29 protein-coding genes and 2 pseudogenes are annotated in these 23996 nt (G+C 71.1%); 19 read left to right on the top strand and 12 right to left on the bottom strand.

All coding sequences use genetic code 11. The features are described 5' to 3' along the window. Positions 1-34: 34 nt before the first annotated feature. On the bottom strand, positions 35-1504 hold the full coding sequence (locus ACSIH6_RS33695) for an MFS transporter (protein WP_435112400.1): 1470 nt from the start codon (positions 1502-1504) through the stop codon (positions 35-37). Between the two features lie 381 nt (positions 1505-1885). Here ACSIH6_RS33695 and ACSIH6_RS33690 point away from each other — a divergent pair, with 381 nt between their 5' ends. Next, positions 1886-2641 (top strand): SAM-dependent methyltransferase, encoded by a 756-nt coding sequence (locus tag ACSIH6_RS33690; RefSeq protein WP_435112399.1) that lies wholly within the window; start codon positions 1886-1888, stop codon positions 2639-2641. 54 nt (positions 2642-2695) lie between these two features. Here ACSIH6_RS33690 and ACSIH6_RS33685 read toward each other — a convergent pair whose 3' ends face one another. Then, positions 2696-3178: a VOC family protein gene (locus tag ACSIH6_RS33685; RefSeq protein WP_435112398.1), complete on the bottom strand. Its 483-nt coding sequence runs from the start codon at positions 3176-3178 to the stop codon at positions 2696-2698. 285 nt (positions 3179-3463) lie between these two features. Between ACSIH6_RS33685 and ACSIH6_RS33680 the strand changes: the two genes are divergently transcribed. Beyond that, the gene (locus ACSIH6_RS33680; RefSeq protein ID WP_435112397.1) at positions 3464-4261 is read left to right on the top strand and encodes a class I SAM-dependent methyltransferase; all 798 of its coding nucleotides are present in this window, start codon (positions 3464-3466) and stop codon (positions 4259-4261) included. Positions 4262-4420: 159 nt separating this feature from the next. Beyond that, a complete protein-coding gene (locus ACSIH6_RS33675; protein ID WP_435112396.1) occupies positions 4421-4828 on the top strand; it encodes a MarR family winged helix-turn-helix transcriptional regulator in 408 nt (135 codons plus the stop codon). Between the two features lie 36 nt (positions 4829-4864). Here ACSIH6_RS33675 and ACSIH6_RS33670 read toward each other — a convergent pair whose 3' ends face one another. Continuing rightward, complete coding sequence (locus ACSIH6_RS33670) at positions 4865-5437, bottom strand: GNAT family N-acetyltransferase (protein ID WP_435112395.1); 573 nt, start codon at positions 5435-5437, stop codon at positions 4865-4867. A 406-nt stretch (positions 5438-5843) separates the two neighbouring features. Between ACSIH6_RS33670 and ACSIH6_RS33665 the strand changes: the two genes are divergently transcribed. After that, the gene (locus tag ACSIH6_RS33665) at positions 5844-6038 is read left to right on the top strand and encodes a hypothetical protein (protein WP_435112394.1); all 195 of its coding nucleotides are present in this window, start codon (positions 5844-5846) and stop codon (positions 6036-6038) included. 15 nt (positions 6039-6053) lie between these two features. Next, a pseudogene (locus ACSIH6_RS33660) lies at positions 6054-6323 on the top strand (DUF4158 domain-containing protein); the annotation flags it as partial. A 44-nt stretch (positions 6324-6367) separates the two neighbouring features. On the opposite strand, the gene ACSIH6_RS33655 reads toward ACSIH6_RS33660, so the two are convergent. Further along, complete coding sequence (locus tag ACSIH6_RS33655) at positions 6368-6724, bottom strand: MerR family transcriptional regulator (protein WP_435112393.1); 357 nt, start codon at positions 6722-6724, stop codon at positions 6368-6370. Positions 6725-7153: 429 nt separating this feature from the next. Here ACSIH6_RS33655 and ACSIH6_RS33650 point away from each other — a divergent pair, with 429 nt between their 5' ends. Then, positions 7154-8059, top strand: a complete 906-nt coding sequence (locus ACSIH6_RS33650; RefSeq protein ID WP_435112392.1) for an NADP-dependent oxidoreductase — start codon at positions 7154-7156, stop codon at positions 8057-8059. Positions 8060-8475: 416 nt separating this feature from the next. Here ACSIH6_RS33650 and ACSIH6_RS33645 read toward each other — a convergent pair. After that, positions 8476-8979 (bottom strand): annotated as a pseudogene (locus ACSIH6_RS33645) (Tn3 family transposase); the annotation flags it as partial. Positions 8980-9049: 70 nt separating this feature from the next. After that, positions 9050-9679 carry a TetR/AcrR family transcriptional regulator gene (locus ACSIH6_RS33640; protein ID WP_435112391.1) on the bottom strand — a complete coding sequence of 210 codons (630 nt, stop codon included), beginning with the start codon at positions 9677-9679 and terminating at the stop codon, positions 9050-9052. 72 nt (positions 9680-9751) lie between these two features. Here ACSIH6_RS33640 and ACSIH6_RS33635 point away from each other — a divergent pair, with 72 nt between their 5' ends. Next, positions 9752-10477, top strand: a complete 726-nt coding sequence (locus tag ACSIH6_RS33635; protein ID WP_435112390.1) for a GAP family protein — start codon at positions 9752-9754, stop codon at positions 10475-10477. Between the two features lie 108 nt (positions 10478-10585). After that, positions 10586-11308 carry a sensor domain-containing protein gene (locus ACSIH6_RS33630; protein WP_435112389.1) on the top strand — a complete coding sequence of 241 codons (723 nt, stop codon included), beginning with the start codon at positions 10586-10588 and terminating at the stop codon, positions 11306-11308. A 106-nt stretch (positions 11309-11414) separates the two neighbouring features. On the opposite strand, the gene ACSIH6_RS33625 is transcribed toward ACSIH6_RS33630, so the two are convergent. Next, on the bottom strand, positions 11415-12278 hold the full coding sequence (locus ACSIH6_RS33625) for a LysR family transcriptional regulator (protein WP_435112388.1): 864 nt from the start codon (positions 12276-12278) through the stop codon (positions 11415-11417). 68 nt (positions 12279-12346) lie between these two features. Here ACSIH6_RS33625 and ACSIH6_RS33620 point away from each other — a divergent pair, with 68 nt between their 5' ends. After that, positions 12347-13330 carry an EamA family transporter gene (locus tag ACSIH6_RS33620; protein WP_435112387.1) on the top strand — a complete coding sequence of 328 codons (984 nt, stop codon included), beginning with the start codon at positions 12347-12349 and terminating at the stop codon, positions 13328-13330. On the opposite strand, the gene ACSIH6_RS33615 is transcribed toward ACSIH6_RS33620, so the two are convergent. After that, a complete protein-coding gene (locus ACSIH6_RS33615) occupies positions 13327-14271 on the bottom strand; it encodes a hypothetical protein (RefSeq protein ID WP_435112386.1) in 945 nt (314 codons plus the stop codon). The two genes, ACSIH6_RS33620 and ACSIH6_RS33615, sit on opposite strands and share 4 nt — an antisense overlap. Before the next feature lie 434 nt (positions 14272-14705). Here ACSIH6_RS33615 and ACSIH6_RS33610 point away from each other — a divergent pair, with 434 nt between their 5' ends. From ACSIH6_RS33610 to ACSIH6_RS33565, 10 genes are all read left to right on the top strand, one after another. After that, positions 14706-14909 (top strand): hypothetical protein, encoded by a 204-nt coding sequence (locus ACSIH6_RS33610; RefSeq protein ID WP_435112385.1) that lies wholly within the window; start codon positions 14706-14708, stop codon positions 14907-14909. Positions 14910-14995: 86 nt separating this feature from the next. Further along, positions 14996-15268, top strand: coding sequence for a hypothetical protein (locus tag ACSIH6_RS33605; RefSeq protein WP_435112384.1), 273 nt, complete (start codon positions 14996-14998; stop codon positions 15266-15268). Between the two features lie 87 nt (positions 15269-15355). Further along, on the top strand, positions 15356-15601 hold the full coding sequence (locus ACSIH6_RS33600; RefSeq protein ID WP_435112383.1) for a hypothetical protein: 246 nt from the start codon (positions 15356-15358) through the stop codon (positions 15599-15601). A gap of 688 nt (positions 15602-16289) precedes the next feature. Next, entirely contained in the window at positions 16290-17141 is an 852-nt protein-coding gene (locus tag ACSIH6_RS33595; protein ID WP_435112382.1) for a hypothetical protein, read from the top strand. Between the two features lie 251 nt (positions 17142-17392). Then, positions 17393-19147, top strand: coding sequence for a hypothetical protein (locus ACSIH6_RS33590; protein WP_435112381.1), 1755 nt, complete (start codon positions 17393-17395; stop codon positions 19145-19147). A gap of 172 nt (positions 19148-19319) precedes the next feature. Then, positions 19320-19520 (top strand): type II toxin-antitoxin system prevent-host-death family antitoxin, encoded by a 201-nt coding sequence (locus ACSIH6_RS33585; protein WP_435112380.1) that lies wholly within the window; start codon positions 19320-19322, stop codon positions 19518-19520. Beyond that, positions 19517-19960 carry a GIY-YIG nuclease family protein gene (locus ACSIH6_RS33580; protein WP_435112379.1) on the top strand — a complete coding sequence of 148 codons (444 nt, stop codon included), beginning with the start codon at positions 19517-19519 and terminating at the stop codon, positions 19958-19960. The genes ACSIH6_RS33585 and ACSIH6_RS33580 overlap by 4 nt, the downstream gene beginning before the upstream one ends. A gap of 81 nt (positions 19961-20041) precedes the next feature. Then, positions 20042-21202 carry a hypothetical protein gene (locus tag ACSIH6_RS33575; protein WP_435112378.1) on the top strand — a complete coding sequence of 387 codons (1161 nt, stop codon included), beginning with the start codon at positions 20042-20044 and terminating at the stop codon, positions 21200-21202. Positions 21203-21287: 85 nt separating this feature from the next. After that, positions 21288-22025: a metal-dependent hydrolase gene (locus ACSIH6_RS33570; protein ID WP_435112377.1), complete on the top strand. Its 738-nt coding sequence runs from the start codon at positions 21288-21290 to the stop codon at positions 22023-22025. A gap of 158 nt (positions 22026-22183) precedes the next feature. Then, positions 22184-22396: a hypothetical protein gene (locus ACSIH6_RS33565; RefSeq protein WP_435112376.1), complete on the top strand. Its 213-nt coding sequence runs from the start codon at positions 22184-22186 to the stop codon at positions 22394-22396. A gap of 176 nt (positions 22397-22572) precedes the next feature. On the opposite strand, the gene ACSIH6_RS33560 is transcribed toward ACSIH6_RS33565, so the two are convergent. From ACSIH6_RS33560 to ACSIH6_RS33545, 4 genes are all read right to left on the bottom strand, one after another. Beyond that, complete coding sequence (locus tag ACSIH6_RS33560; protein ID WP_435112375.1) at positions 22573-22914, bottom strand: hypothetical protein; 342 nt, start codon at positions 22912-22914, stop codon at positions 22573-22575. A gap of 196 nt (positions 22915-23110) precedes the next feature. Next, entirely contained in the window at positions 23111-23335 is a 225-nt protein-coding gene (locus tag ACSIH6_RS33555; RefSeq protein WP_435112374.1) for a hypothetical protein, read from the bottom strand. Next, the gene (locus ACSIH6_RS33550) at positions 23335-23742 is read right to left on the bottom strand and encodes a DUF6221 family protein (RefSeq protein WP_435112373.1); all 408 of its coding nucleotides are present in this window, start codon (positions 23740-23742) and stop codon (positions 23335-23337) included. The genes ACSIH6_RS33555 and ACSIH6_RS33550 overlap by 1 nt, the downstream gene beginning before the upstream one ends. Before the next feature lie 62 nt (positions 23743-23804). Then, on the bottom strand, positions 23805-23996 hold a 192-nt coding region (locus tag ACSIH6_RS33545), incomplete at its 5' end, for a hypothetical protein (RefSeq protein ID WP_435112372.1).

Below are 23996 nucleotides of genomic sequence, written 5' to 3'. Positions count from 1 at the left end.
GCGGAACAGGCGGCCCCGGAGGGTGCAGCGCTGATCAGGCGCGGACGGGCCGCCATGCGGACAGGGCGACACCGGCGGTGGCGAGCAGGACGCCGACGGTCGCCCAGGTGAAGGCGGTGCGGTAGCCCTCCACGGAGGCGGCGACGTCTCCGGAGGCGCCCGCGGCGACGGCCGTGCCGACGAGAACGGCCATGCCGGTGGCCCCGCCGAGCTGGTCGACCGAGCGCTGGACGCCGGAGGCGACCCCCGCGTCGGCCTCGGTCACCCCGTGCAGGGCGGTGTTCTGCAGGGCGATGAGACCGACGCCCATGCCGACGCCGACCAGGACCATGCCGGGCATGGCGTCGGTCCACAGGTCGCCGTCGACCGGCAGCCGCGACAGCCAGGCGGTTCCGGCAGCGGCCGACAGCAGGCCCGCGATCGCCGCCCCGGAGACGCCGAGGGCGTCGATGACCCGGCCGACCACGGTCGCCGAGACCAGGATCGCCGCGCAGAACGGCACGTACGCCAGCCCCGCCTGCAAGGGGCTCAACCCCAGCACGTGCTGGAGGTAGAGCGTCACCAGCAGGAAGGAGGTCGACAGCGCCGCGCTGAGCAGCACCGTCGCCCCGTTGGCGACCAGCCTGGTCCGGTCGGCGAAGAAGGACAGCGGCACCAGCGGGTTGCGCGACCTGGCCTCGACGAGGACGAACAGCCCCATCGCCGCGGCGCCCGCGAGCACGGGGACGAACACCCGCGGCTCCGTCCAGGGGTGCTCCGCCGCCTGGAGCACTCCGTGCACCAGGGCCAGCGGACCGGCCGTCAGCAGCACCCCGCCGAGGACGTCGGGGCGGCACCGTCCGGTGCCAGGCGCGGTGGCCGGGCCCCGGGGCCTCCGCGCTGCGCCGCGAACGCGGTCGGGCGCGACCAGCAGCGGGACCGCGACCAGGACCACGGCGACGACGGGGAGGTTGACCAGGAAGATCCACCGCCAGTGCAGCAGCTCGGTAATCACGCCGGACAGCAGCACCCCGCCGACCAGGCCGGAGCTGGAGATCGCGCCCCAGACACCGAGCGCCCTGGCGCGCTCCCGGGGGGCCGGGAAGAGCATGGCGATCAGCGACATCGCCGCCGGAGAGGCGAGCGCCTCACCGGCCCCCTGCCCGAAGCGCGCGGCCAACAGCCAGGGCAGGTCCGGCGCCGCGCCCGCGACGAGCGAGGCCGCGCCGAACAGGGCGGCGCCCAGGAGCAGCATGCGCCGCCGCCCCAGCAGGTCGCAGACGCGCCCGCCGAGCAGCAGGAGGCCGCCGCCGACCAGCGTGTAACCGGCGACGACCCAGGTCAGGCCCTGCGGACCGGCGCCCAGGTCGGCGCCGATGGAGGGCAGGGCGATGTTGACGACCGTGACGTCCACGGCGATGAGGAACTGGAGCATCGACACCGCAGCGAGCGCCCACCAGCGGCGGGCAGAGGTGAGGCGCTCCCGGCGGCCGAGGCGCGCGTCGGGAGTTCGAGAAGAGTTCATGTGTGATGGCCGATCGGGTCGGGCCCGCGTCGAGGCGGGCCGAGAACGGAAGGGAAGCCGTTCCGCCCACGCGGTACGCCGAGCAGGCCCCGCCCGTCCTCCCAGGACAGGGCGCGGCGCGCGGCGGGCGCGGACGCCCGCCTACTCCGTGACTGCGACTGCCATCATGCGCGGCAGTCTAGACGCCGTCGCCGCGTCGGCGCACCGGAAATACCCGACCGCCTCCTGTGCCGACCCGGACCGACGCCCTCAACGCGGGTCCTCGTCGCGGAGTCCCGCCGGTCCGGGCCCCGGCGTGCCCGCAGGGTCCTTCGTGGGACGGGCGGCTCCGCGCCCCGAAAACGGGTGGACGGCCGGTGGCGTCCGCACCAGAGTGTCCCGATGACCACACCACCCCTGCCTCCCCTGTACCGCGACGCCGACTTCAACGGCCCGCTCTCCGACGCCCACGCCGCCAGGCTGATCCGCGACCTGGACTCCCTGGAGGGCAGGCGGATCGTCGACATCGGCTGCGGCTGGGCCGAGCTGCTGCTGCGTGCCCTGGAGAGCGAGCCGGCCGCCACCGGGTTCGGCATCGACCTCGGCGAGGAGTCCGTGGAGCACGGGCGCGCCAACGCCCGGGCCCGCGGACTGGCCGACCGCGTCGAACTCGCGGTCGGCGACGCGGGCACCTGGTCCGGCACGCACGCGGACGTGGTGGTCAACAACGGCGCCAGCCACGTGTGGGGCGGCGACCCGGTGACGCACACCGCCAACGCCCTGGAGGCGGTCGCCGACCTGCTCCGGCCCGGCGGCCGGTTCCTGTTCGGCGAGTGCTTCTGGCTACGCGAGCCTACGCCCGCGGAGCTGGAGGCCATGACCGACATCCCGCGCGCCCAGTACCGGTCGCTGCCCGACCTGGTGGACCTCGCCCTCTCCCACGGCTTCCGGCTGCGGGCGCTGTCGCAGGCCACCCTGGAGGAGTGGGACGACTTCGAGTCGCGGCACTCCCGGGGGTGGGAGGAGTGGCTGGAGCGCAACCCCGACTCCCCCGACGCCGACGGGGTCCGGGCCAGGGCGGACCGGCACCGGGACTTCTGGCTGCGCGGCACCCGGGAGACGATCGGCTTCGCCTACCTGTCCCTCATCCGGGTCTGATCCCGGACGCGGCCGCCCGCGCCGCCGCCTCCCGGCGCGGACGGCCGCCGCGGGTCAGGCCGCGTCCGCGGCCCGGCGGATCTCGGGCAGGTCGATCCGGCCCATCTTGAGCATGGCCTGCATGGCGCGCCCGGCTCGGCCGGGGTCGGGGTCGGCCAGCAGGTCGTCGAGCTCGGCCGGGAAGACCTGCCAGGAGAAGCCGAAGCGGTCCCTGAGCCAGCCGCACTGGCCCTCCTCGCCTCCCTCGCTGAGCCTGGCCCAGTAGTGGTCGGACTCCTCCTGGCTGTCACAGATCACCTGGAGGGAGACCGCCTCGGAGAAGGTGAGCTCCGGGCCGCCGTTGAGCGCGGTGATCTGCTGGCCGTCGATCTCGAAGTCCACGGTCAGCACCATGTCGGCGGGCCGGGGGCCCTCGGGGCCGAAGTGCCGGACCCGCAGGATGCGCGAGTTGTCGAACAGGCCCACGTAGAAGTCGGCCGCCTCCTCGGCGCGGGTGTCGAACCACAGGCAGGGGGTGATCTTGTTGAGCCGTGTCATGGTCTGGTCCTCTCCGTGTGCGGCGCGGTCCTGCGCGCGCCCGCCCTACCCGTGATGACGCGTCCGTGCGGCGGAACTCATCGGCCCCGGCGAGGTTTTTCCCAGGAGTTTTGTCGGTCTCGCCCGACCGTGCGCAGCCTTCCCCGCGGCTTCGGGAGAACCGCCTCCCCACAGGGACACCCCATTCTGTGTCTCGAATGATGAGAATGGAATCTCATTAAGAGAGATGACGGTGTAGGGTCCGAGGTGTTCGCTCCAGTCTGCGACCCACGAGAGGGCGTTCCCATGACGCGCTACACCCACGGCCAGCATCCGACGGTCACCGACTCCTACCGCTGGCGCGACGCGGAGAACTCCGCCGCCTACGCCCTCGACCAGATGGTCCCCGGCCGCTCGCTGCTGGACGTGGGCTGCGGTCCGGGCAGCATCACCGCCGACCTCGCCCGCAGGGTCGCTCCCGGGCGGGTCACCGCCGTGGACGCCTCGGCCGAGGCCGTCGACCTGGCCCGTGCCAGCGCGCGGGAGGCCGGGGTCGACAACGTCGAGTTCCGGGTCGGTGACGTCCACGACCTGGACCTGCCCGACGACGCCTTCGACGTGGTCCACGCCCATCAGGTCCTCCAGCACGTGGCCGACCCGGTCCGGGCCCTGGCCGAGATGCGCCGCGTGGCCAGGCCGGGCGGGGTCGTGGCCGCCTGCGACAGCGACTACTCCGGCATGTACTGGTACCCGCGCCTGCCCGAGCTGGACGCGTGGATGGACCTCTACCAGCGCGTCGCGCGCGCCAACGGCGGCGAGCCCGACGCGGGGCGGCGCATGGTCTCCTGGGCCCGCGAGGCCGGATTCGGGGACGTCACCTACGTGGCCGAGGTGTGGAACCACTCCTCCCCCGAGCGCCGCGCCTGGTGGGGCGGCATGTGGTCCAGGCGGATCCTGGAGTCGGACATGGGCCGCCAGGCGGTCGCGGAGGGCCACGCCACCCGGGAGGAGCTGGAGCGGGTCTCGGCGGGCTGGGCGGCCTGGAGCCAGGACCCCGACGGGGTGTTCGTGATCCCGCGCGGCGCGATCCTGTGCCGGGCCTGACCCGCCCCCGAGGGCGCGGGGTCCGGGTGCGCGCCGCCCGCCGCGCCAGGGCCCCGCACCGACACCGCTCCCGGTCGTTGGCGGTGCGGCGCGCGGCGATCTATCTTCGACGTATCTCGAAGAGTGGACGCCCGCACAGTCCCCACTGGAGGGAGCACCATGTCCGACCTGCCGATCGGTTACTGGCTCAAGCACCTGGACCGGCTCATCGAGAACGACCTGGACCGGGTCCTGGCCGTGGAGTCGTTGGGGCGCCGCCACTGGCAGGTGCTCAACTCCCTGCACACCGACCCGGGCACGATCGCCGACCTGGACCGCAGGCTCGCCGCGTTCCTGGACGAGGGCGAGTACAGCGTCACCCCGGTGGTCGAGGAGCTGCGCCAGCGCGGCTGGGTCGAGGGCCTGGTCTCCCTGAACCTCAGTACGGCGGGCGAGACCGCGCACGAGGCCCTCTTCGCCAGGGTGAACGACTCCCGCCGCCGTATCTCGCGCGGGATCAGCGACGAGGAGTACCGGACCGCGGTCAACGTGCTGGAGCGGATGTCGGCCAACCTCGAACAGGGCTGACGCGGCCGGGCCCCGGACCGGCCGCGCCCTCATCGGTCAGGGGGCGGGCAGTTCCCGGGTGAGCTCGACGAAGGCCAGATCAGCACGCTTGGGCAGACCGAAAGTCGTGTCACCGTAGGGGAAGGGCTCGGTCTTGCCGGTGTTGGTGTAGCCGCGCCGCTCGTACCAGGCGATCAGCTCCGGGCGCTGCTTGAGCACCTTCATCCGCATCAGGCGGCAGCCCCACTCGCGGACCGCGGTGTCCTCGGCCTCGGCCAGGACCCGTTTGCCCAGGCCCCCGCCCTGGATGCCGGGCCGCACCGAGAACATGCCGAAGTAGGCGCCGTTGACGCCGCGCTGGAGCTCGCAGCAGGCCACGCTCCGCCCCTCGGCCTCGGCGACCAGCACGATCGTGTTGGTGCGCTCCAGCAGCTCGGCCATGCCCCCGGCGTCCACGCGCTGGCCGTCGAGCAGGTCGGCCTCGGTGGTCCAGCCCTCCTTGGAGGAGTCGCCGCGGTAACAGGAGTTGACCAGCTCGACGAGCGCGGGGACGTCATCGGCGACGGCGCTCCTGTAGGCCAGGTCGGTCCAGGGCCCCGAAGCCGTCTCACTGCTGGTGGTCACACGCATCTCCCCCGTTGGTTCCGGCCACTGGCACCCCCAGTATCGGCCACCGGACATAGCGAAGAACACGGGCCCCTGGGGCAAGAGGGGCGCAAGGGATGTCCGGAACACGGCGGCAAGGGAGCACCGGGGAAAGGGAGCTTGGCGGAAAGGGGGCACGGCGCCGGTCAGGTCAGGCCCTCGCGCCCGCCGTGGCCGTGCGGACGCGGAGGCCGCCGCCGAACCGCGGTCCGTGGCGGTCTTCGTGGTCGGCACGGAGGCGCTCCGCACCCCCGCCGGGAGAGGCTGCGACCACGGCGACCGAGCCCGGCTGGGACTCGGCGACACCCGCGACGGTCGCTGGCTGGTCTGACGCTCCGGCCCGGACGGTGCGCCTGGGGTACCGCGCGCCGTACGCGGGGAGGATACGGGCATGAGCGTTCTCGACGTGCTTCTGGCGGTGGTGGCCATCGTTGTCGTCGGTGTGGTCCCGTTGGTCGTCTGCGTCGTCGCCATCGTGAACGACTTCCGCTACGGCGGCAGCCGGTCGGACAGCGGTCACAGGGGCGGCGGCGACGGCGGGTCCGGCGGGGGTGGTGACGGCGGCGGAGGAGGAGGGGGCTGTTGACCCCTTTCGCCGCCGGTGCCAGCCGCGAGGGCCCCTCGGAGGATTCCACCGGGCGATGTCGCCCGGCCATCCACGTTCACGCCGACCGATACCGAGACCGGGTGGGCGCGCGAGCGCACCCAGGATGAGCGTCATCTGCTGGCGCTGGTGGTGTGGCCGAAGTCCTTCCAGCGGCGCGGCTACTTCCCGAAGATCGAAGATGTCCCGCTGGTCGTGGCCGGGCATGTTCGCGGTTGCCTAGGGCTGGCCGAGGACGTGGGGCCGGAGCAGGCGGCCACGCGGTCGGCCAAGCGGCATCGTGAGGGGCCCCATCCCTCGCGACGGGTTGATCAGTCCTGCACCACGTTCGCCGCGATCACATTCTCGATCACGCGGCCGAGTTTGGTCTTGGCCCGGGTCAGGTCCTGGATGCGTGCGGCGATGCGGTCGCGTTCGATGATGAGCTGGTCGAGCATGGCGGGGGTCGCGACGCCGGTGCTCACGCACGGCAGGAGTTCGACGACGGTACGGCTGGAGAGGCCGGCCGCGAAGAGGTCCTGGATGAGCTGGACCCGCTCCAGGGCTTCGTCGGGATAGTCACGCTGCCCACCGGACGTCCGCGCCGATTCCAGGAGCCGCTGTTCCTCGTAGTAGCGCAGGGCCCGCACGCTGACCCCTGACCGCCTGGCAAGCTGTCCGATGCGCATGACGCAGGTCACTCCCTTCCCGCTCGTACCTCACGTTGACGTCAGGTTCAGGCTAGCAATACCGGCTCCGGGGGCGGCCCTGGGGGCCGACCGAACCGTTGCCGGCGCCGAGATTGATCATGACCCGGGTGGCGGACCCGAGGGCGTTCACGCGGTTCAAGTACGCACGGCAGTCCTCGCGTCGTGCCGGGATCGCCGAGCCCGCCCGAGGGCGCATGGGGGTGTCGACCGTGACGGGCGGTGTGATCCCTCGTAGTGGCGCAGGCCCCCACGCTCACCCCCGCCCGCTCGGCAACCTCACCCATCCGCGCCTGCCCTCCTCCGGCCGGGCGGCAGTTGCGGCTTGCACCTCACGTCAACGTCAGGTCCTAGAGTGACGAGCGTCGGATGAACACATCATTCCGGCCCGTCAAAGTAAGGCAGACCATTATGCGCGCAGCCCGGTTCCACGAATACGGCGGAGCGGAGAACCTGGTGATCGAGCAGGCCCCCGACCCCCACCCCGGACCCGGTGAGATCCGTGTCCGCGTCGCGGCGGCCAGCGTCAACCCCATCGACTGGAAGCTGCGCGCCGGCGCCCTGCACCAGCTGATTCCCCTGGAGCTGCCCGCCATTCCCGGGCGCGACGGCGCCGGTGTGGTCGACGAGATCGGCGACGGGGTGCAGGGGGTGAGCATCGGCGACCGTGTCTTCGGACTGGGCGGTGTCACCGGGGCGACCGCAAAGCTGCTCATCCTCTCGGCCTGGGCGCACACCCCCGCCACGTGGAACGACGAGCAGGCCGCTGGTGCCGGTCTCGCGTCAGTGACCGCGATGGGTGGACTGAACGCGCTCGGTTCCCTCGCGGGGCGCACCCTTCTCGTCGAGGGCGCCGCCGGAGGCGTGGGCAGCGCGGCGGTCGAGATCGCGGTGGCGCAAGGTGCCACTGTGATCGGGACAGCCAGTGAACGCAACCACGAGTTCCTCACCTCTCTCGGCGCCGTTCCCACCACCTACGGCCCCGGCCTCGCGCAGCGCCTCACCACCCTCGCTCCGCACGGCGTCGACATCGTGCTCGATACCGCGGCCTCCGGCTCCCTGGACGAACTCGTCGCGATCACAGGTGACCCGAAGCGCGTCGCGACGGTCGCCGACCACGCGGGCGGGCAGCGCCTGGGCACGCATGTGGTCAACGCGGAGAACGATTCCACTCTCCTGTCCGCGGCGGCGGAACTGGGCGGGCAAGGCCGTTACACACCCCGTATCGAACAGGCCTACCCCCTGGAGCGGATCGCCGACGCCCACGCGCACGCCGAGCGCGGACGCATCCGAGGAAAGATCGTGATCTGCGTCTGAACAGGCCCACCTGGTCTCCGACAGGCCGCCCGACAGTTGATCCCGGCTGGCGACCGAACGGAAGCGGGATTCGCCCGAGAAGGTGGCGTAGATCGGATGGCCGTCCGCTCCTGGCTGGGTGAGTAGTTCTCCTCCTCACCCTCTGGTGCCGTTCGCCATGCTTGGCGAACGGCACCACTTTGGGTTTCGCGTCGGAAGAATCGCCCGGCCAGCAACTCGAAGTCCAAAGACGGGTTCCCATCGAGCTTCCACAACAGGGCGTCACGCGCCTCTTGCAGGTATCGGAGAAGGTCCGCTTTCGGGTTCGGTTCGATCATGCCGGGCAGTCTTGCACCCGGCACTGACCCGGGCTCCACGGTTGCACGGGGGTGTTCATCGTCTCGCCGCTCGCTCCGGCCGCGCCCGGCATCAGGCGGCCTGGCCGAGAGGTAGCGCAGCAGCCGCACGGTGCGGATCACACGGCCGACCCCGCGGAAGGCGGCGTAGGTGGCGTTCTTCTTGGAGCCCGACCGCAGCCGCTTGAGCAGCGTGGAAGAAGAGATGGCGCCCTCGCGTACGGAGACGGCCACCCGCATCAGGTGGCGGAACTGCGACTCGATCAGGTCGAAGTCGATTGGGTGCTTGCCCACCTCGCCGAACAGGGCGTCGATGTGCGCGTACTCCGTGGTCTTGCTGGGCCGGTAGAAGGTCATGCCCTTCCAGTTCCTGATCCTGGGCATCAGGTCGAAGCCCAGCAGGTGGGCGAGCCCGAACACCGGCTGGGACTGGCCCTGGGTATCCACGTGCACGGTGGTCGGCTTCACCTCGGACGTGTTCTTCAGCAGACCCTCGATGATGTGGACCGCCTCCCACACCCCGCACGGGATGAAGTGCGTGAACAGCGCGATGTAGGTGTCCGAGACGTGGTGGCAGGCGATCCCGCGGATGACGCCGGTCGACCCGCGCGGCCCCTTTCTGCCGCATTCCGGCCGCCTCCGGGCGCCCGGCCGTTCAGGAACCCCCGCGGTACCGCCAGGCCTCCTCGGCCCGGGCCAGGAAGGCGCGCAGCTCCTGTCGCGCCTCCTCGGGGCCCTTCATGCCCGGGGTGACCATCAGCTGGAGGGCGAGCCCGTCCACCTGGGTGTGCAGGTACCCGGACCACTCCTCCACCCACGGGTCGGGGTGGGGTCGGAAGGGGTCCTCCACCGGCTGCCCGGTGAGGGCGGCGACCAGGAGCCGGTAGAGCCTGCGCTGGCTGTTCCAGCGCTGCTCCCGGTCGCGGTCGTACTCCCCCAGCAGCCCGGCGGCCTCCCAGGCGCGGTACTCCGCGCGGCGGGTCGCGTCCAGGGGCAGAAGCTGCTCGGCGTACTCGGCCATGCGGTCCAGGAACGGGGTGTCCGGTGACTGGGCGCCGTTCAGGGCCGTCACGCGCGCGGTGACGCGCTCCTCGGACAGGTTCATGGCGAAGACGAGCAGGTCCTCGCGCGTCTGGAAGTAGTGGCGCAGGGCTCCGGGGGACCAGCCCGCCTCGGCGGCGACGGAGCGGATGGACACGGCGGCCGGGCCGGACTCGGCGATGACCCGCCACAGGGCCTCGGCCAGCTCCCGGCGGCGCTGTTCGTGGTCGACGATCTTGGGCACCTCCCCTTTCTAACACAACTGTGTTATTTTATTTGACACAGCTGTGTGAAAACGAGAACGAGGGAGAACCCGATGCCGTCCCTGGAAGTGCTGCTGCCGGTCGCCGGACTGGCGCTGCTGGACACCCTGAGCCCCGCCACCATCGGGGTCTCGCTGTACGTGTTACTCAGCGGGGCGCGGTCGGTGGCCCGCCCCCTGTTCGCCTACCTGGGCACCGTCGCCGCCTTCTACTTCGCCCTGGGCTGCGTGCTCATGCTCGGCCTCGGCTTCGTGTTCGAGGCCCTGGACGGCCTCGCCGACAGCCCCGTCCTGGGCTGGGCGATGGTGGTACTGGGCGGGGGCATGCTCGCCTACGCCCTGTTCATGCCGAGCAGGCCGCGCCAGCAGCGCAGGCCCGCCTCCCTGCGCACCGGCGCTATGGTCGCGCTGGGCCTGGCCACCGGCCTGCTGGAGGGCGGCACCGCGCTGCCCTACTTCGGCGCGATCGGCATCATGACCACCGCCGGGCTCTCCGCCGCGGCCTGGGTGCCCCTGCTCGCCGCCTACAACGTCGTCATGGTGCTCCCGCCGATCCTGCTCTACCTGGTCCACCGCGCCTTCGGCGAGCGGCTGCGGCCCCGGATGGAGCGCTGGCGGGCCAAGGTCGAGTCCGGTTCCCGCGAGGCTCTGGGCTGGATCATCGGCATCGTCGGCTTCCTGGTCCTGCGGCACGGGCTGTGGCTCGCGGGGCTCTTCGACGGAATCGTCAGCTTCGGGCCCGTCACCTTCGAAGCCCTCACCTTCCTCGACGGCCTGTGACCGCAGGCCCGGACGCGGCGGCGCCAGCGCGGGGTGGAGCCAGCACCACCCCCGGTCCGCACCCGTACCGCCCTGACTCCGGGCCCGGCCGGGCGTAACTTCGGGGCCATGGACACGACCCGCGACCCCGTCGCCCGGCTCCTGGCCGACACCCGTTACACCCTCCTGGGCCTGCCGACGGCCCTCATCGCCTTCGCGGTCGTCCTGACGGGCCTGGCCGCCGGGGCGGGCACCGCCGTCGCCGTGGCGGGCCTGTTCCTGATGACGGGCACCCTGTACGCCGCACGCGGGTTCGCCCACGTCGAACGCATCCGTCTGGCCGACCTGGGACGCCGACCGGTGGTGCGCCGCCCCTACCGCTCCCCCGCCCCCGGAGCCGGTCCCCTGCGCCGGGCCCTGACCCCGCTGGCCTGCCCGCAGAGCTGGCTGGACGCCCTGCACGCGCTGGTGCTCCTGCCCGTGGCCGTGGTCGGCTTCTGCCTCACCGTCACCTGGTGGGCGGGCGCCTTGGCCGGGCTGCTCCAGCCGCTGTGGGGCTGGTCGCTGTACACCATCCCCGGCTACACCGACGTGGGCACCTACCTGGCGCCCGGGTCCCCGGTGCTGGCGACCACGGTGGTGCACATGCTCGCCGGAGTGCTGTTCGCCCTCACCCTGCCCCTGGTGGCGCGCGCGTGCGTCCACGCCCAGGCCACGCTCGGCCGCGCCCTGCTGCTGTCCCCCGAGGACCCCCACGTGGGCGTGTACACCGCGGCGCCCCGACCCGAGGAGCCCGCACGGCCCACCCGTGTTCACGGACAGAACACCGCGCCCGTGGCCACGGGTGTGTGAGATCCGCGCCCCGGCGCATCCCCGCCGCCGCACGCCCCAGGGGGCCTGGCGGCGGCGTCGACGGCCACCGCACGCGGAACCGGCCGGATCCGCGTGACCGTGCCGTTCAGGACCGTTTCCGCTCCCCGTACAGGTCCGAGAGCAGTGCCACGGCCGCGAAGGTGGCCGGGTGCGGGTCGTGGCGCCGCCAGAGCACCCGGACCGGGACGCGCGGGGCGTCGCCCACCAGGCGGAAGGCGATGCCGTCGCGCCGGTACTGGGTCACGGTGCTCTCCGCGGTGATCCCGACGCTGCGCCCGGTCGCGATCCCGGCCAGCCAGTCGTCGATGTCGTTGACGTGCTCCAGGGCCGGGCGCGCCAGCTCGGGCCACAGCTCGGCGGTGGTGGTGCCCGTGCGGCGGTCGACGAGCACGTGGCGGTCGGCGATCTCGGACAGGCGGATGGAGCGGCGCCGGGCCCAGGGGTCGTCGGAGGCCATCGCGCAGTAACGGCGCTCCCACCCGACCAGGGCGCTGTCGAAGCGGCGTTCGTCGAAGGCGGCGCGGACCACGGCCAGGTCGCACAGCCCCTCCGCCAGCCCGCCGGTGGGTGAGTTGGTCCGCACCAGGTGCAGGTCCACGTCGGGGTGGCGGGCAGCCCAGAGCCGCTGGAACTCGGCGGTGTGGCGGCCCACGGCCGACCACGCGTGCCCCAGCCGCAGGCGGCTGTGCCCGGTGCTGGCCTCGCGCACCAGGTTGTCGGCCTCGGCCAGCACCGCCCGCGCCCGCGCCAGGACCTGCACGCCCGCCGTGGTGGGGGCCACGTCGCGGCTGGTGCGGTGCAGCAGCCGCACGCCCAGGAACCGTTCCAGGGTGGCGAGGTTGCGCGAGACGGCCGCCTGGGAGGTGCCCAGTTCGAGGGCCGCGTCGGTGAAGCTCCCGGTGTCGACGATGGCGACCAGGCAGCGCAGGTGACGCAGCTCCATATCCATACGCACAGCGTATAGACGGTCTGCCACATGCATTTTGCGTATGCGCCGCCGGGCCGCATGCTCGCTCCATGGAGACCTCGACGGGAACGGCGCGGCAGACGGCCGCGTCCGGAGCGGACCCGGGCGCCCGCGGGCGACTGGCCGGGACGCTGGTGATGCTGTGCGGCGGGATGTCCAACCAGCTGGGCGCCTCCACGGCCGCACTGGCCTTTCCGGTGATCGGCCCGGCCGGTGTGGTGGCCGTGCGCCAGTGGGTCGCGGGACTGGTGCTGATGTCGCTGGGACGCCCCCGGCTGCGCTCCCTGACCTGGCCGCAGTGGTGGCCGGTGCTGTCCATGGCCGTGGTCTTCGCGACCATGAACCTGACCCTGTACCTCGCCGTCGACCGGATCGGCCTGGGCCTGGCTGTGACCCTGGAGTTCCTCGGCCCCCTGGCCGTGGCGCTGGCCGCCTCGCGCCGGTGGATGGACCTGGGCTGCGCCCTGGCGGCCGGGGGCGCGGTGGCGGTGCTGATGCGCCCGCAGCCCAGCAGCGACCACCTGGGTATGGCGCTGGCACTGATGGCCGCCGCCTGCTGGGCCGGTTACATCCTGCTCAACCGCACGGTGGGGCGGCGGGTGGCGGGCATCGAGGGTTCGGCCGCGGCCGCCGGGGTCTCCGCGCTGCTGTTCGTGCCGGTCGGGGCGTGGGTGCTGGCACACCACCCGCCCACGCCCGCGGCCCTGGCCTGCGCCGCGGCGGCAGGGGTGCTGTCCTCGACCGTGCCGTTCCTGGGGGACCTGTTCGCCCTGCGCCGGGTCCCGGCCCGCTTCTTCGGCCTGTTCATGAGTGTGCACCCGGTGATGGCCGCCCTGGCGGGGCTGGTGGTGCTGGGCCAGGAGCTGGACGGTCTGGACTGGGCGGCGATCGGGGCGGTGGTGGCCGCCAACGCCGTCAGCGCCCTGACCGCGGGGCGCGCGAGGAGGTCCCTCCGTCGGCGCGGCCGCCCGGCCCCTGCCAAGCGGCCGCGCCGCGCGGGGCGGGACGGCTCACGGAACCACTCACCTGGCTAGAGGGAACCCAACATCAGGAACATGAGGCCGACGAACGTTCCGATGAGGACGAAGGCGAGGCCGATGACGACCACGACCGCGCCGGGCCCGCACCCCCAGGTGTGGGCTTCGGGCACGGAGAAGCACGCCGGAGCCCCGGGGTCGTACCTGACCCGCGCGCGCTGTCCCGCGACAGGGCGGTAGGAGGTGCTGGAGCGCCGGTAACGCCGGTGCACCTCGCGCCCGTCACCGGTCGAGAAGTGCACGGTGAACGGGTGGGTGTACACGCGGCGGCGGTTCACCGTCGCGTTGCTGGCCTCCCGCCAGGCGTCGGTGACGGTCCCGGCGGTCTCCCCGGTGTAGCCCCGGCCGCCCGCGCGGTCGCGCACCGCGGACACGGTCACGGAGAGGAGCATGCCGAGGCCCACGACGGTGAACAGGAACGGCAGGTACCGGAAGAGACCGCCGCCGTCCCCGCTGGTCAGGGCCAACACGACGACGACCGCGGTGAAGGCGGGCACGGCGAGCATCGACAGGACCGCGGAGGCGATCGCCGCTCCGCCGCCGGGGCGGCGCCCGGGGTGGACCGGGTAGTGGTCGGCCGCCGGGCCGGGGAGGGCGGCGCTCTCCACCCGGATGAGCCGCGGGTCCCCGGGCGAGTGCAGCAGTCCGACCGGGGTGCCCTCGCGGACGAGGTACCCGCCCAGTCCCGAGGTGTCGACCGCCTCCCGCTCCCGGCCGTGGGCGTCCTGGAAGGCCACGGTGACGGTGTGGCCGCGGGGGCTTCGGGTAAGGGGGTGCACCGATGTGACGACTCCCCGCGCGCGCACGCCGGTCCGGTCCAGGAGACGGGCGTCCCGCCGGATTCGCAGGGCCGCCGACAGGTCCTTGAGGCCGGAGTGGACCGAGTACGCGGAGAAGAGGACAAGGAGGAGGAGCGCGAGGAGTCCTTGGGGTTCCACCGGGTCGTTCTACCAGAGCGCTGGCAGTCACAGAAGAGGGGTACGGGGGCCGGTTCCGGTCACCGGAGTCGGTGGTTCACAGGCGTTGGCCGCGAGTGTCGCCTCCCCGCGCAGCGGCCCCCGGGCGGTGGAGGGTGACGGGAGGGGGTTCTGCGCCGCAGGCGTCCGTTGAGGGTGCACCACCTCCCCGCGCAGCGGCCCCCGGGCGGTGGTGGGCGACGGGTGGGCGACGGGTGGGCGGGGTTGACTTCAATATTTGTTGAGGTTCTACGGTTCATGGCATCAACCCCGACAGATCCGGTGGACGACCATGAGTATGGAAATGGCCGCGTGCGACGCTAAGTCTTAGACCATCCAAAAGAAACGCCCCCGGGCGGTGCTGGAACACCATCCCGAGGGCTAAGCCAACACCTGCCGGAACAGGAAGTTGACCTGTGAATACGATACTCCCCGACGTCTCCTCCGCGCTTGAGACCGTGCGTCTCGCGCTGTTCTCCCTCTCCCCTGTGGAGGCCGTCGCGCTCGCCCTCGGGTGGGCGGCCTTCGCCGTGGCGGTGACGTACCGGCCGCGCCCCGTGGTGTCGCTGAACACCCGCCTGGCCGACGAGGCCGGCCTGGCCGCGAAGCCTTCCTCCTGACCCCTGTGGCCCCGCTGGTGTCCGCCCCTGCACCTGGCGGGCATCGGCGGGACCACACGGGTCCACCCCCCGAAAAGGAGCGTCCCATGAAGGCCGCCATCGAATACACCGGCTTCGAGACCAAACACATCGACAAGAAGTTCCGTGGTCAGCTCGACTACACCGACCCCGAGGGGCGCCGGCTCACCATCGAGGACGAGGTGATGACCGTCCGGGAGGAGGGCTGCACCGACTGGGTGTCGGCTTCGGTGAGCCTGCCCGACCCGGGCACGGAGGCCGCCCAGCTGCTCGTCCGTGCGGTGCTTGCGGCGATGGAGATGGACGAGGACTACGAGCTCGTGAAGAAGCAGCCCGCCTGAACACGCTGACGGCCCGCCCCCACTTTGCCGAAGGTCGGGCGGGCCGCATTCCCCCACCACCTACAAGGACGAGAGGAGGACTCTCCCATGATGACACGCCACCTGGAGAGTCCCATGCGCATCGTCGCGCTGCTCGTCTACACCTGCACCGCCGTATGGGTCGCGTGGGTCCACCAGGACACCCCGTGGGCGGTCATTCACATCACGGGGGCGATCGCGGGGGCGTGCGCCGCTGGGCTCGCTATCAGCTACGCGGGCGCGCTGGGTGAGATCACCCCCGACGACGACCCCGACCAGGCCGAGAACTACATGAGGGAGGGCTGGGATGACTGAGCCTGGCGACACCACACAGGAGGCTGAGGCCACCCACGCCCCGGCGCCCGCACCTGAGGCGTCTGAGGAGAAGACCCCGAAGGAGGCCACGAGCAAGCAGGGCGGCCTACCGGTGGGGCAGATCGCTGTGGGCGGTCTCGGTGCGACCGTGCTGGGGTCGGCTGCGCTCGCGTCGGTGGTCGGCCCTCTCGGGTGGCTGGCTGCTCCGGCTGCTGTGGCGGCTGGTGGTGCTGGGCTGGTCGCGTACAAGACCCGCAAGCGGCGCGGACGTAAGAGCTCGTCGGGCCGGTCACAGCAGTCACGCACGACCACGACGCGCACCACGGGCGGGTCTCGTCTGGGCTCGTCCGGTGTGGGTGGCGGTCGGGGGCGCACGGCGTCCACGTCGACCCGGTCGGGCGGCACACCTGCCGCTGCCCGGCGTGCGGGTGGTGGCGCTGCTGGTGCTACTCGTCCTGCCGGTCGCGGTTCGTCGGCGCGGCCTGGTGGTCGCGCGGGCGGGACGTCTCGTCCTGGGGCGTCTCCGCGTGGTGCTGCTCCTCGGGGCTCCTCACGCGGCACGACGCCCCGTAGCCCCTCACCTCGCGGCGGCGGGCTGTTCGGGCGTGGCTCTGACGCCACCTCGAAGAAGCGCTCCGGCCGCCCCAGCTCCGGCGGCGGTACCTCTACGACCCCCCGAGGAGGGTCCATGTCCAAATCCCGGTGGGGCGGCAGCTCCGGCCCCACCTCTACCTCGGGCGGGCGTGTGAAGCGTGCTGCTCGCGCTGCCCGCGACTGGGCCGACGACCGCACCGGGCGCAAAGCCTCGTCCGCGTTCAAGGCCGCACGCAAGGAGCGCGGCTTCCGTGCCCGCTCCAAGGCCGCCAGCCGCGCGGTCCGTAAGAAGGGCGGCGGGAAGGTCGCCTCCGGGATCGTCGGCATCGTCGTCGCCGCCTTCACCGGGCTCGCCTCCCTCTTCGGAGGGTCCAAGAAGAAGGCGCCCGCCCATGACCAGCACGCCGAGGGCACATCGGCCGACTCCACCGACGACAGGCCCGGCTACGTAGACCGTCGGGGTCTAGGTCCGGATCACCCCGGCTACACGACCGGAAGGTACGACGCGAACATCGACCCGCGCACGTGGGAGCAGCGCGTCGCCGCCGGGGACGTGCCCGAATTCATCCCCAAAACCAGCACCAGCACGCACACAGGAGGAACCGCCATGACTGGACTGCCCGCTGCTCACATTGCCGCTGACATGGCCGGGGCCATGTCCCGCTACGAGCCAGACGACGCCTGGACGGTTCTGCGTGACGCTCGCCAGTGGCCAGACGTGTTCGTGCAGACCGCGTATGCGGTAAAGAACTACGCCGATGTCCTGGAGACTGCCCGCTTCCCGCTGAACCCGGCAATCGTCGCGAAGATGCGTGAAGTGTTCGAGGCGCTCAGCAGCGTGCATGACATCGCCGAGGAGATCGAGCCACTGATGCGGCGTGCGCACGCCGAGGACATCGCGCGGCAGGAGGCTCGTCGCGGTGACGAGCGCAAGTGGAACGTCTGACCGCCTGATCTGGAAGGAGTGCCCTGATGGCCACGTGGTCACTTGCCACAGACAACGTCGCAGGCAACGCCGTCACCGCTGCGATCGGTGTCGCTGCGTCTACGGCTGCGATGGACGCACTTGGTCTGCATCCGCTGGCGGGTGTGGGTCTGGCGGCTGTCGGGGCGCTCTCCTCCATCGTGACCGGGGGTATGGCGCCACCGGAGCGTGTGACTGCTGCGCTGGCCCGGTGGGGCGCTGCTGGTGGGTGGATGGCGTGGGCGCTCGCGAACGACCCGTGGTCCTTCGCTGGCATCGGGATCTTGGCGGCCGGGTCGGTGCTGGGCGCGTCGCTGGGTCCGTGGTTGAAGCGCCGCGCGAAGACCCCGCACCGCGAGCGCGCCTCCGGTGGGCTGGTGCTCGGGTCCACCGCCCGGGAGAACGCCGAGTGGCAGCAGCGCATCATCGACCGCGGCGGCCAGCAGTTCGCGGGCGTCGTCGTCGAAGCCGTCACCAAGTGGGACAACCGCATGGGTGAGGACGTGCGGGTGTGTCTGCCCAAGGCTGGCGCCACGGTGGACCAGCTCCGCTATCTCGCTCCCGGGCTGGCCGCCGACGCGAACTTGCCGCACGGATGCTCGATCGAGGTGATCGAGCCCGAGGGCGAGGGGCAGCGCACCGTCATCATGCGCGTCCCGACCCGGGTCCTCGCCGCCTTGGACGAAGGCCACCCGCTGTGGGAGGAGCAGCGCAGCATCCTCGATGGGGTGCCGATCGGCGCCTACCCCAACGGCGACACCACCGAAGCGCCGATGCGTGAGGAGTCGTGGCTCGTCGTCGGCAAGAAGGGCGCGGGCAAAACGACCCTGCTGTGGGGAGTCACCGCCACAGTCGGCATGTGCTCCGACGCCCTGGTGTGGCACATCGACCTCAACGGGGGCGGGATGACGCAGCCGTGGGTGGACGTGTGGCTGGACGGGCGCGTGGAGCGCTGCCCGGTGGACTGGGCCGCGCCGAACCTCGACGAGGCGCTCCGGATGGTGAAGGCGGCGGTGCGGATCGCGAAGCACCGCAAGATCGCGTACAGGAAGCGGAAGAAGGCCGCGAACCAGAACCTGTTGCCGATCGGATCGGACCTGCCGGAGATCGTGATCATCCTCGACGAGGGAGCGGAGGCGATGGCCGCTGCGGGTAAGGGTCAGGTGGTGGAACTCGCGGAGACCCTGGAGCAGATCCAGCGCATCGCCCGCAACGAGGCCGTCAACCTGGTGCTGTCGGTGCTGCGTGGCACCGGGGATCTGGTTCCGGCTGCCATGTCCACGCAGACCGGCGTGGGCATCTGCATGAAGGTCCGCCAGCAGAAGGAGATCGCGGCGGTGTTCGAGTCGGCATGGGACCTCAAGCTCAAGCCGGAGCACCTGACCGCGAAGGGGTCGGGGTGGATCGGTATCGATGGCGGCCTGCCGACCCGGTACCAGGGGTGGAACATCCTCCCGGACGACATGGAACAGGCTGCTCTGCGTATCGCCCGGGTGCGCCCGGATTTGGATGAGGCGTCGGCGTCGGCAGCGGGTGAGGACTACGCGACCCGGTACGAGCGGATGCGGGCTCTGTTCGTGGAGGACGCGGAGATCGTGGAGGAGGAGCCCGCCCCGGCGGCGGCTGCGACGTCGGGTTCGTGGACGGCGGATTGGGATCTGGGCTTCGGAGCCTCCCCCGCACCTGCTCCGTCGTCGGCTCCGTCTCTGCCCGCTGGCGCGGACAGCATCCCTGACGCGGAGATCGTGGACACACCCATCGACGACATCCTCGTCGGTGCGCTGCGGGTCATGGCGGACCTCGGGACGGACCGGGCCACACGCAAGCAGCTCGCGGACCGGCTGACGGGCGGGGACGAGGACGCGCTGCGGTCGCGGATGACGGCGGCGGGGTGCTGCCCGGTGCATTCGCTGAAGGTCGACGGCAAGGACGCCCGGGGCTGGTATCGGAAGGACGTGGAGGCCGCGATGAGCGTGACGGCGGCGTGACGGTGGGGGTGTCACGGCTGTGACGGTGTCACGGTCGTGACGGCCCTGACCTGCGGTGACGCGGTGACACTGCCGTCACGGGGGGTGGGGTTTCGGGGATTGGGAGGGCCCGGGGAGGGGGTGCGTGGGCGTGACGTCACGAGCGTCACGCCCTTCCAACTGTCTGTACATAATGTACATGGTGTACACTATTTTCATGGATGAACCAAGGCACATGGGCATCCGGGACTTTCGGGCAGAAGTCACCGAGCGAGTCGAAGCAGCCCACTTCCGGAACGAACCGACCGTAGTCACCAAGAACGGACAGCCACGGGCGGCACTAGTCCCCTACTCCTGGCTCAAAGACATGAAAACCCCCAAGGAGCAGACGTGAGCGACCTGAAAGACCGCGAGACAGCTGTCTACCGCCTCTACTCACAAGACGACGAACTGCTCTATGTGGGGCTCTCCTGCAACCCTGAGGGGCGCTGGAAGCAGCACGAAAGCGACAGGCCCTGGTGGTCGGGCGTCGCCCGCAAGGAGGTCTCTTGGTACCCCACCCGAGGTGATGCTGAGGCAGCAGAGCGAGCCGCAATCCAGCAGGAGAAACCCGCCTACAACTCTTCGCACGCTGGAGAGGCCGCCCACCTGGAAGACAGGAACTTCCCGATCGGCGAGGACATCGCTACTGGTCAGGCACGTCGTCGCATAGCCGAACTGGCGAATCTGGCGGCTACCAAGAAGCAGATCACCTACATCACCAATCGGGGACGCCGCATCGCCGCAGTCGTCCCCCTCGGCATCGCTGAACAGGCCGAACAGCAGCAGAAGTAGCCCCAGAAAGAAGCGTGGCCCGCCCCGGTGTCTTGGCGGACGAGGGCGAGCCACTTACCTCACAGAGAGGCAGCACCCATCATGGCAGCTAGCACGATCCCCCAGTCCGACGACGTCGCCCTCGCGGAGATCCGCGACCTGTCCTACCGGATCGGCGGTGGACTGCCGGGCCGCAATCAGCTCATGAAGGAGTTCGGGTGGGGGGCGGCCCGGTCCAGTCGCCTGCTCGGTCTGTACAAGGAGCAGTCCGGTCCGGCCGATGCGGACTACCCCGGTCCGCCGGACCACCCCGAGGACAGCGCCCACCAGTCCGGCGCGGAGTGGACCGAGGCGGACCAGTCCCCCAGTCCGACGTCTTCCCCCGGGCCCGGTCCGCAGTCTTCTCCGGTCCAGTCCTCTGGTCCGGCCCGTCAGCCGCAGTCTGAGGAGCGGTCCGGTCCGGCCGGTGGTGGGCAGTCCGCGCCGGTCCGGTCCGAGGGTGGTCCGGGCGAGGACGCGACCGCACCCGAGCAGTCCGCTGCCGCTCCGGTCCGCCAGTCTGCGCAGGCCAGCCCCCAGACCAGTCCGGACCCGGTCCGCCCTGCCAGTCCCCCGGTCCGGACTGCTGCGACTGTCCCTGAGGATCCGGCCCAGCCCAGTCCGGCCCTTCCCCAGTCCGATGGCGGTCCGGTCTCCCAGTCCGGTCCGGCGGTGGAACCCGCCCCGGTCCGACAGTCCACGGTGGACCGTGACACGGACCAGTCCGACGGACCGGCGGTCCGAGAGGAGGCGAACCAGTCCGGGGGCCGGTCTGCCGGACCGGACCGGCCCCCCTATGGACTGATCGTCGCGACCCTCGCGATCAGCCTGTCGGCGTTCACGGCGGTCTGGGGTGGGTGGGTCGGACTGGGCCGCATGGTCGGCTTCGGACCGGTCAACCTCCTCCCGGGGATCGGAGATGGACTGATCGTGGACCTCGCGATCACCCTGCCGATCGGCATCGAGGCGTATGCGGCGGCTGCCCTGTGGGTCGCGGTCGGTGGACTGGTCCACGGGAAGGGGCGGTGGTTCGCCGGGGTGTCTGCGGCCACGGCTCTTGGTCTGGGTGCGTTCGGGCAGGCGGTCTACCACCTTCTGGAAGCGCAGGGCAAGCACACGGCCCCGGACTGGGTGGTGGTGTTCGTGTCGGTGCTGCCGGTGGTGGTGCTGGGTGCGGCGGGTGTGCTGCTGCACTTGGTGATGGAGGGGCGTAAGCACCGCTGATCCGTTCGGCTTCTCTGCTGCCCGCCTTTGGCGGGTGGTGGGGTGGCCGGGCGACAGTCCCGGATGCTCCCCCCTTGGAGTCCTCATGATGGGTTCATCGCATGCCGCGACCGGCGTGCTCGCTGGTGTCGCTGTCGGCGCGGCCTTCGGCTCGCACCCGGTGGATGTGGTGGTGTGCGCCGCGGTGGGTGCCGGGGCCGCGCTCCTCCCGGATTTGGATGAGCCCGGGTCCACGGTGGGCCGGTCGCTGGGGTTCGTGTCTCGGGGGGTGTCCCGGGCTCTGCGTGCCACCTCGCGGCGTGTGTACCGGGCGACGGCGACCTCGTATGACCTTCGTGGCCGGTCGGATGGTGGTCACCGGCATCTGACGCACACCGTGCCTGCGGTGCTGGTGTTCGGCGCGGTCGCGGGCGGCATCGCGGCTCTGGGTGCGCTGGGGTTGGGCCTGGTGGCGTTCGGCATGTCGGCGCTGGGGCTCGGGTGTGTGGCGCGCTCGTTCGGCCGGTCGGCGGTGCAGTCCGCTGGTGTGGTCGCTGCGTGCGTGGCCGCCGCGGCGGTGGTGCTCGGGTCGGCGCCGTGGTGGCTGATCGGTCTCACGGTCGCGGTGGGCGCTCTGGTGCATGTCCTCGGGGACTGGCTCACGAGGTCGGGGGTGCCGCTGGCGTGGCCGCTGGTGTACCGGGGGAAGCGGTGGTGGATGTTCCGCTCACCGGTCGCGTTCCACACGGGGAAGTCGCGGGTGGAGGTGGGGATCCGGGTGGGGGCGTTGGTGCTCGCGCCGGTGATGATGGTGTTGGGCTCTCCCCCGCTGCCCCCGGTGTGAGCGGGTTAGACTGGTGGTGTTCCTCTGGTGGGCGGTGACGCGGCGGCTCAGACGCGGCGTATCCCTCCTGCCGAGGGATGTGAGCGTTGGCCCCTCTTCGGAGGGGCCTTTCGCGTTTTCGTCTTCCACGCCCACGCCGCCCCGGCTACCGTGATCTCATGACCACCCCTGCGGATCCGACCCGCCTCTCCCCGTCCGGGATTTGCCGTCGCGGCCACCACGAGTGGCGGCACGACCCGCCCGGGGGGAAGCGGCTGATCTGCGCCCGATGCAAGTCCATGTCGATGACGAACTACGCGAGCAAGGCCTGCCGCCCGGACTGCGTGGACTGCAACCCGGCCGACGGCGAGATCAATAGTTCTTCGAGCTGAACGCCCCACATTTCGAGCACTGCTGTGTGCCGTTCGGTCCGGGCTGCCAATCGTGCTGTCCCGCTGGGCAGGGTCCTGACATGACCACCTCCACATGGGGGTGTACCCGTTGGGGGTGTGCGGGGTGGTGGCCGGTTGTGGTCAGGGGTGGGCGCCCGTGCGGGTCGGCCTCTTCGTCACTCCGATCCGCGTCGGCTCCACGCTTTCGAGCACTCCCGGTGCGTGAAGAACATGAACCGGAGCACCTGACCAAAGGCACACACGGCCATCTTGCATCTCATTGGGGCAGACACGAATCGGCGAACCCTTGATCCGCCCTCAGTGAGCACATCAGCGAACCGGTAGTCCATCTCCAAGGGGTCCATGTCGGCGGGCTCGCGCTGTTCGCAGTGCTTGCATTCCAGGAACATCTCGGCGGTACGGGTGTCGTGGACCCACTCTGCGGGGCACCAGTCAGCGTTCTCGTCATCACCCGTCGGGAAGATGGCTTCGTATTCGTAGGGGTCATCTATGTCCACGGAGATGAAAGTAGAGGAGTCGAGTGGGCGGCGCGGGTGGAACGCGGAAGTTGGCGCCCGTGCGGGTCGGGCGCCCTGTCTGTTTCCCTGACGGAAAGCTCCGGTCGGTGCTAGGCTCTTCTCGCACCTCTTGAAGCAAGGTTGCATGTGATGGTCGGCTCCCCGCTGGCAGGCGGGGGGCCGTTTTTTATGCCTGTCACTCGTTCTCCAGCTTCCACCACGCGTTGTCGCGGTCTTCGCGGTACCTCGCGGACCTGTGGCGTTCGCGGTCGAGCTTCGCCATCAGCCGGGCCCGGTCCGTCTCCCACGCGTCGATGAGCTGTTCGGGGTCGCCGCCCCAGTGCGCTTCGACTTCGGTTCGTGGGTCGATGTCGGTTTCGTGTCGGGCGAGGGCGGCGTAGCGGATCAGCGGGTTCTCCATCACGCCTCCCACTCGTTCTTCCACCCGGGCCTGTGCCGGTACGCGGACGCGAGGTAGCGCACTGCCTCCGTCATCGCCTCTCGGTACCCGTCGTCTTGCCCTCGGACGAACGAAGACGTCGGTACCGTGCTAACTAGGGATGCTGAGCAGACGAGGAGCACGGCCCGCTTCGCCGCGATGTCTGCGAGGACTGCCGCCGGGTCGAATCGCGCCACGTACTGCGCGTGCTCGGGGGTTGGGAGAGCGAAGTCGTCGGCGGTGCCCATGACCACGCGGCCCTTGTCGGGGTCGTAGGTGCTCACGGACCAGTGAGCGGGTGGCACGCAGTGTTCGTTGACGGGGACCGCCCTTGCTGCCCTCTCGTCGTCGTCGAGCTGCTGTCGCAGCCACGCGATCAGGTCGTCCATGTGAACTCTCAACTCTCGGTTGATAGTTGGAACCGGTCGCGGGGCAGGGCGACCGGGAGGCGTCATTCCGGCCGGTAGTCCGGGTGGGCGTGAATCAGCTTCGCGGCCTCTTCGACGCGGGGCCTGTCCAGCGACTCGCCTTCCTGCTCTCCCCAGCGGATGTGCGCGGAGTGCATGGTGCGGACGAGTAGGTGGAGTTCGTCGTTGGTGAGGTTGAGGGTCCACCCGGTGGGGGTGCGGTCGATGTCCATGTG

The sequence above is a fragment of the Nocardiopsis synnemataformans genome (assembly GCF_965343085.1).
In the GTDB taxonomy this organism is placed as follows: Bacteria; Actinomycetota; Actinomycetes; order Streptosporangiales; family Streptosporangiaceae; genus Nocardiopsis; species Nocardiopsis alborubida.
The sequence above is the reverse complement of the archived record's forward strand: the minus strand, read 5'-3'. Positions and strand labels throughout refer to the sequence as shown.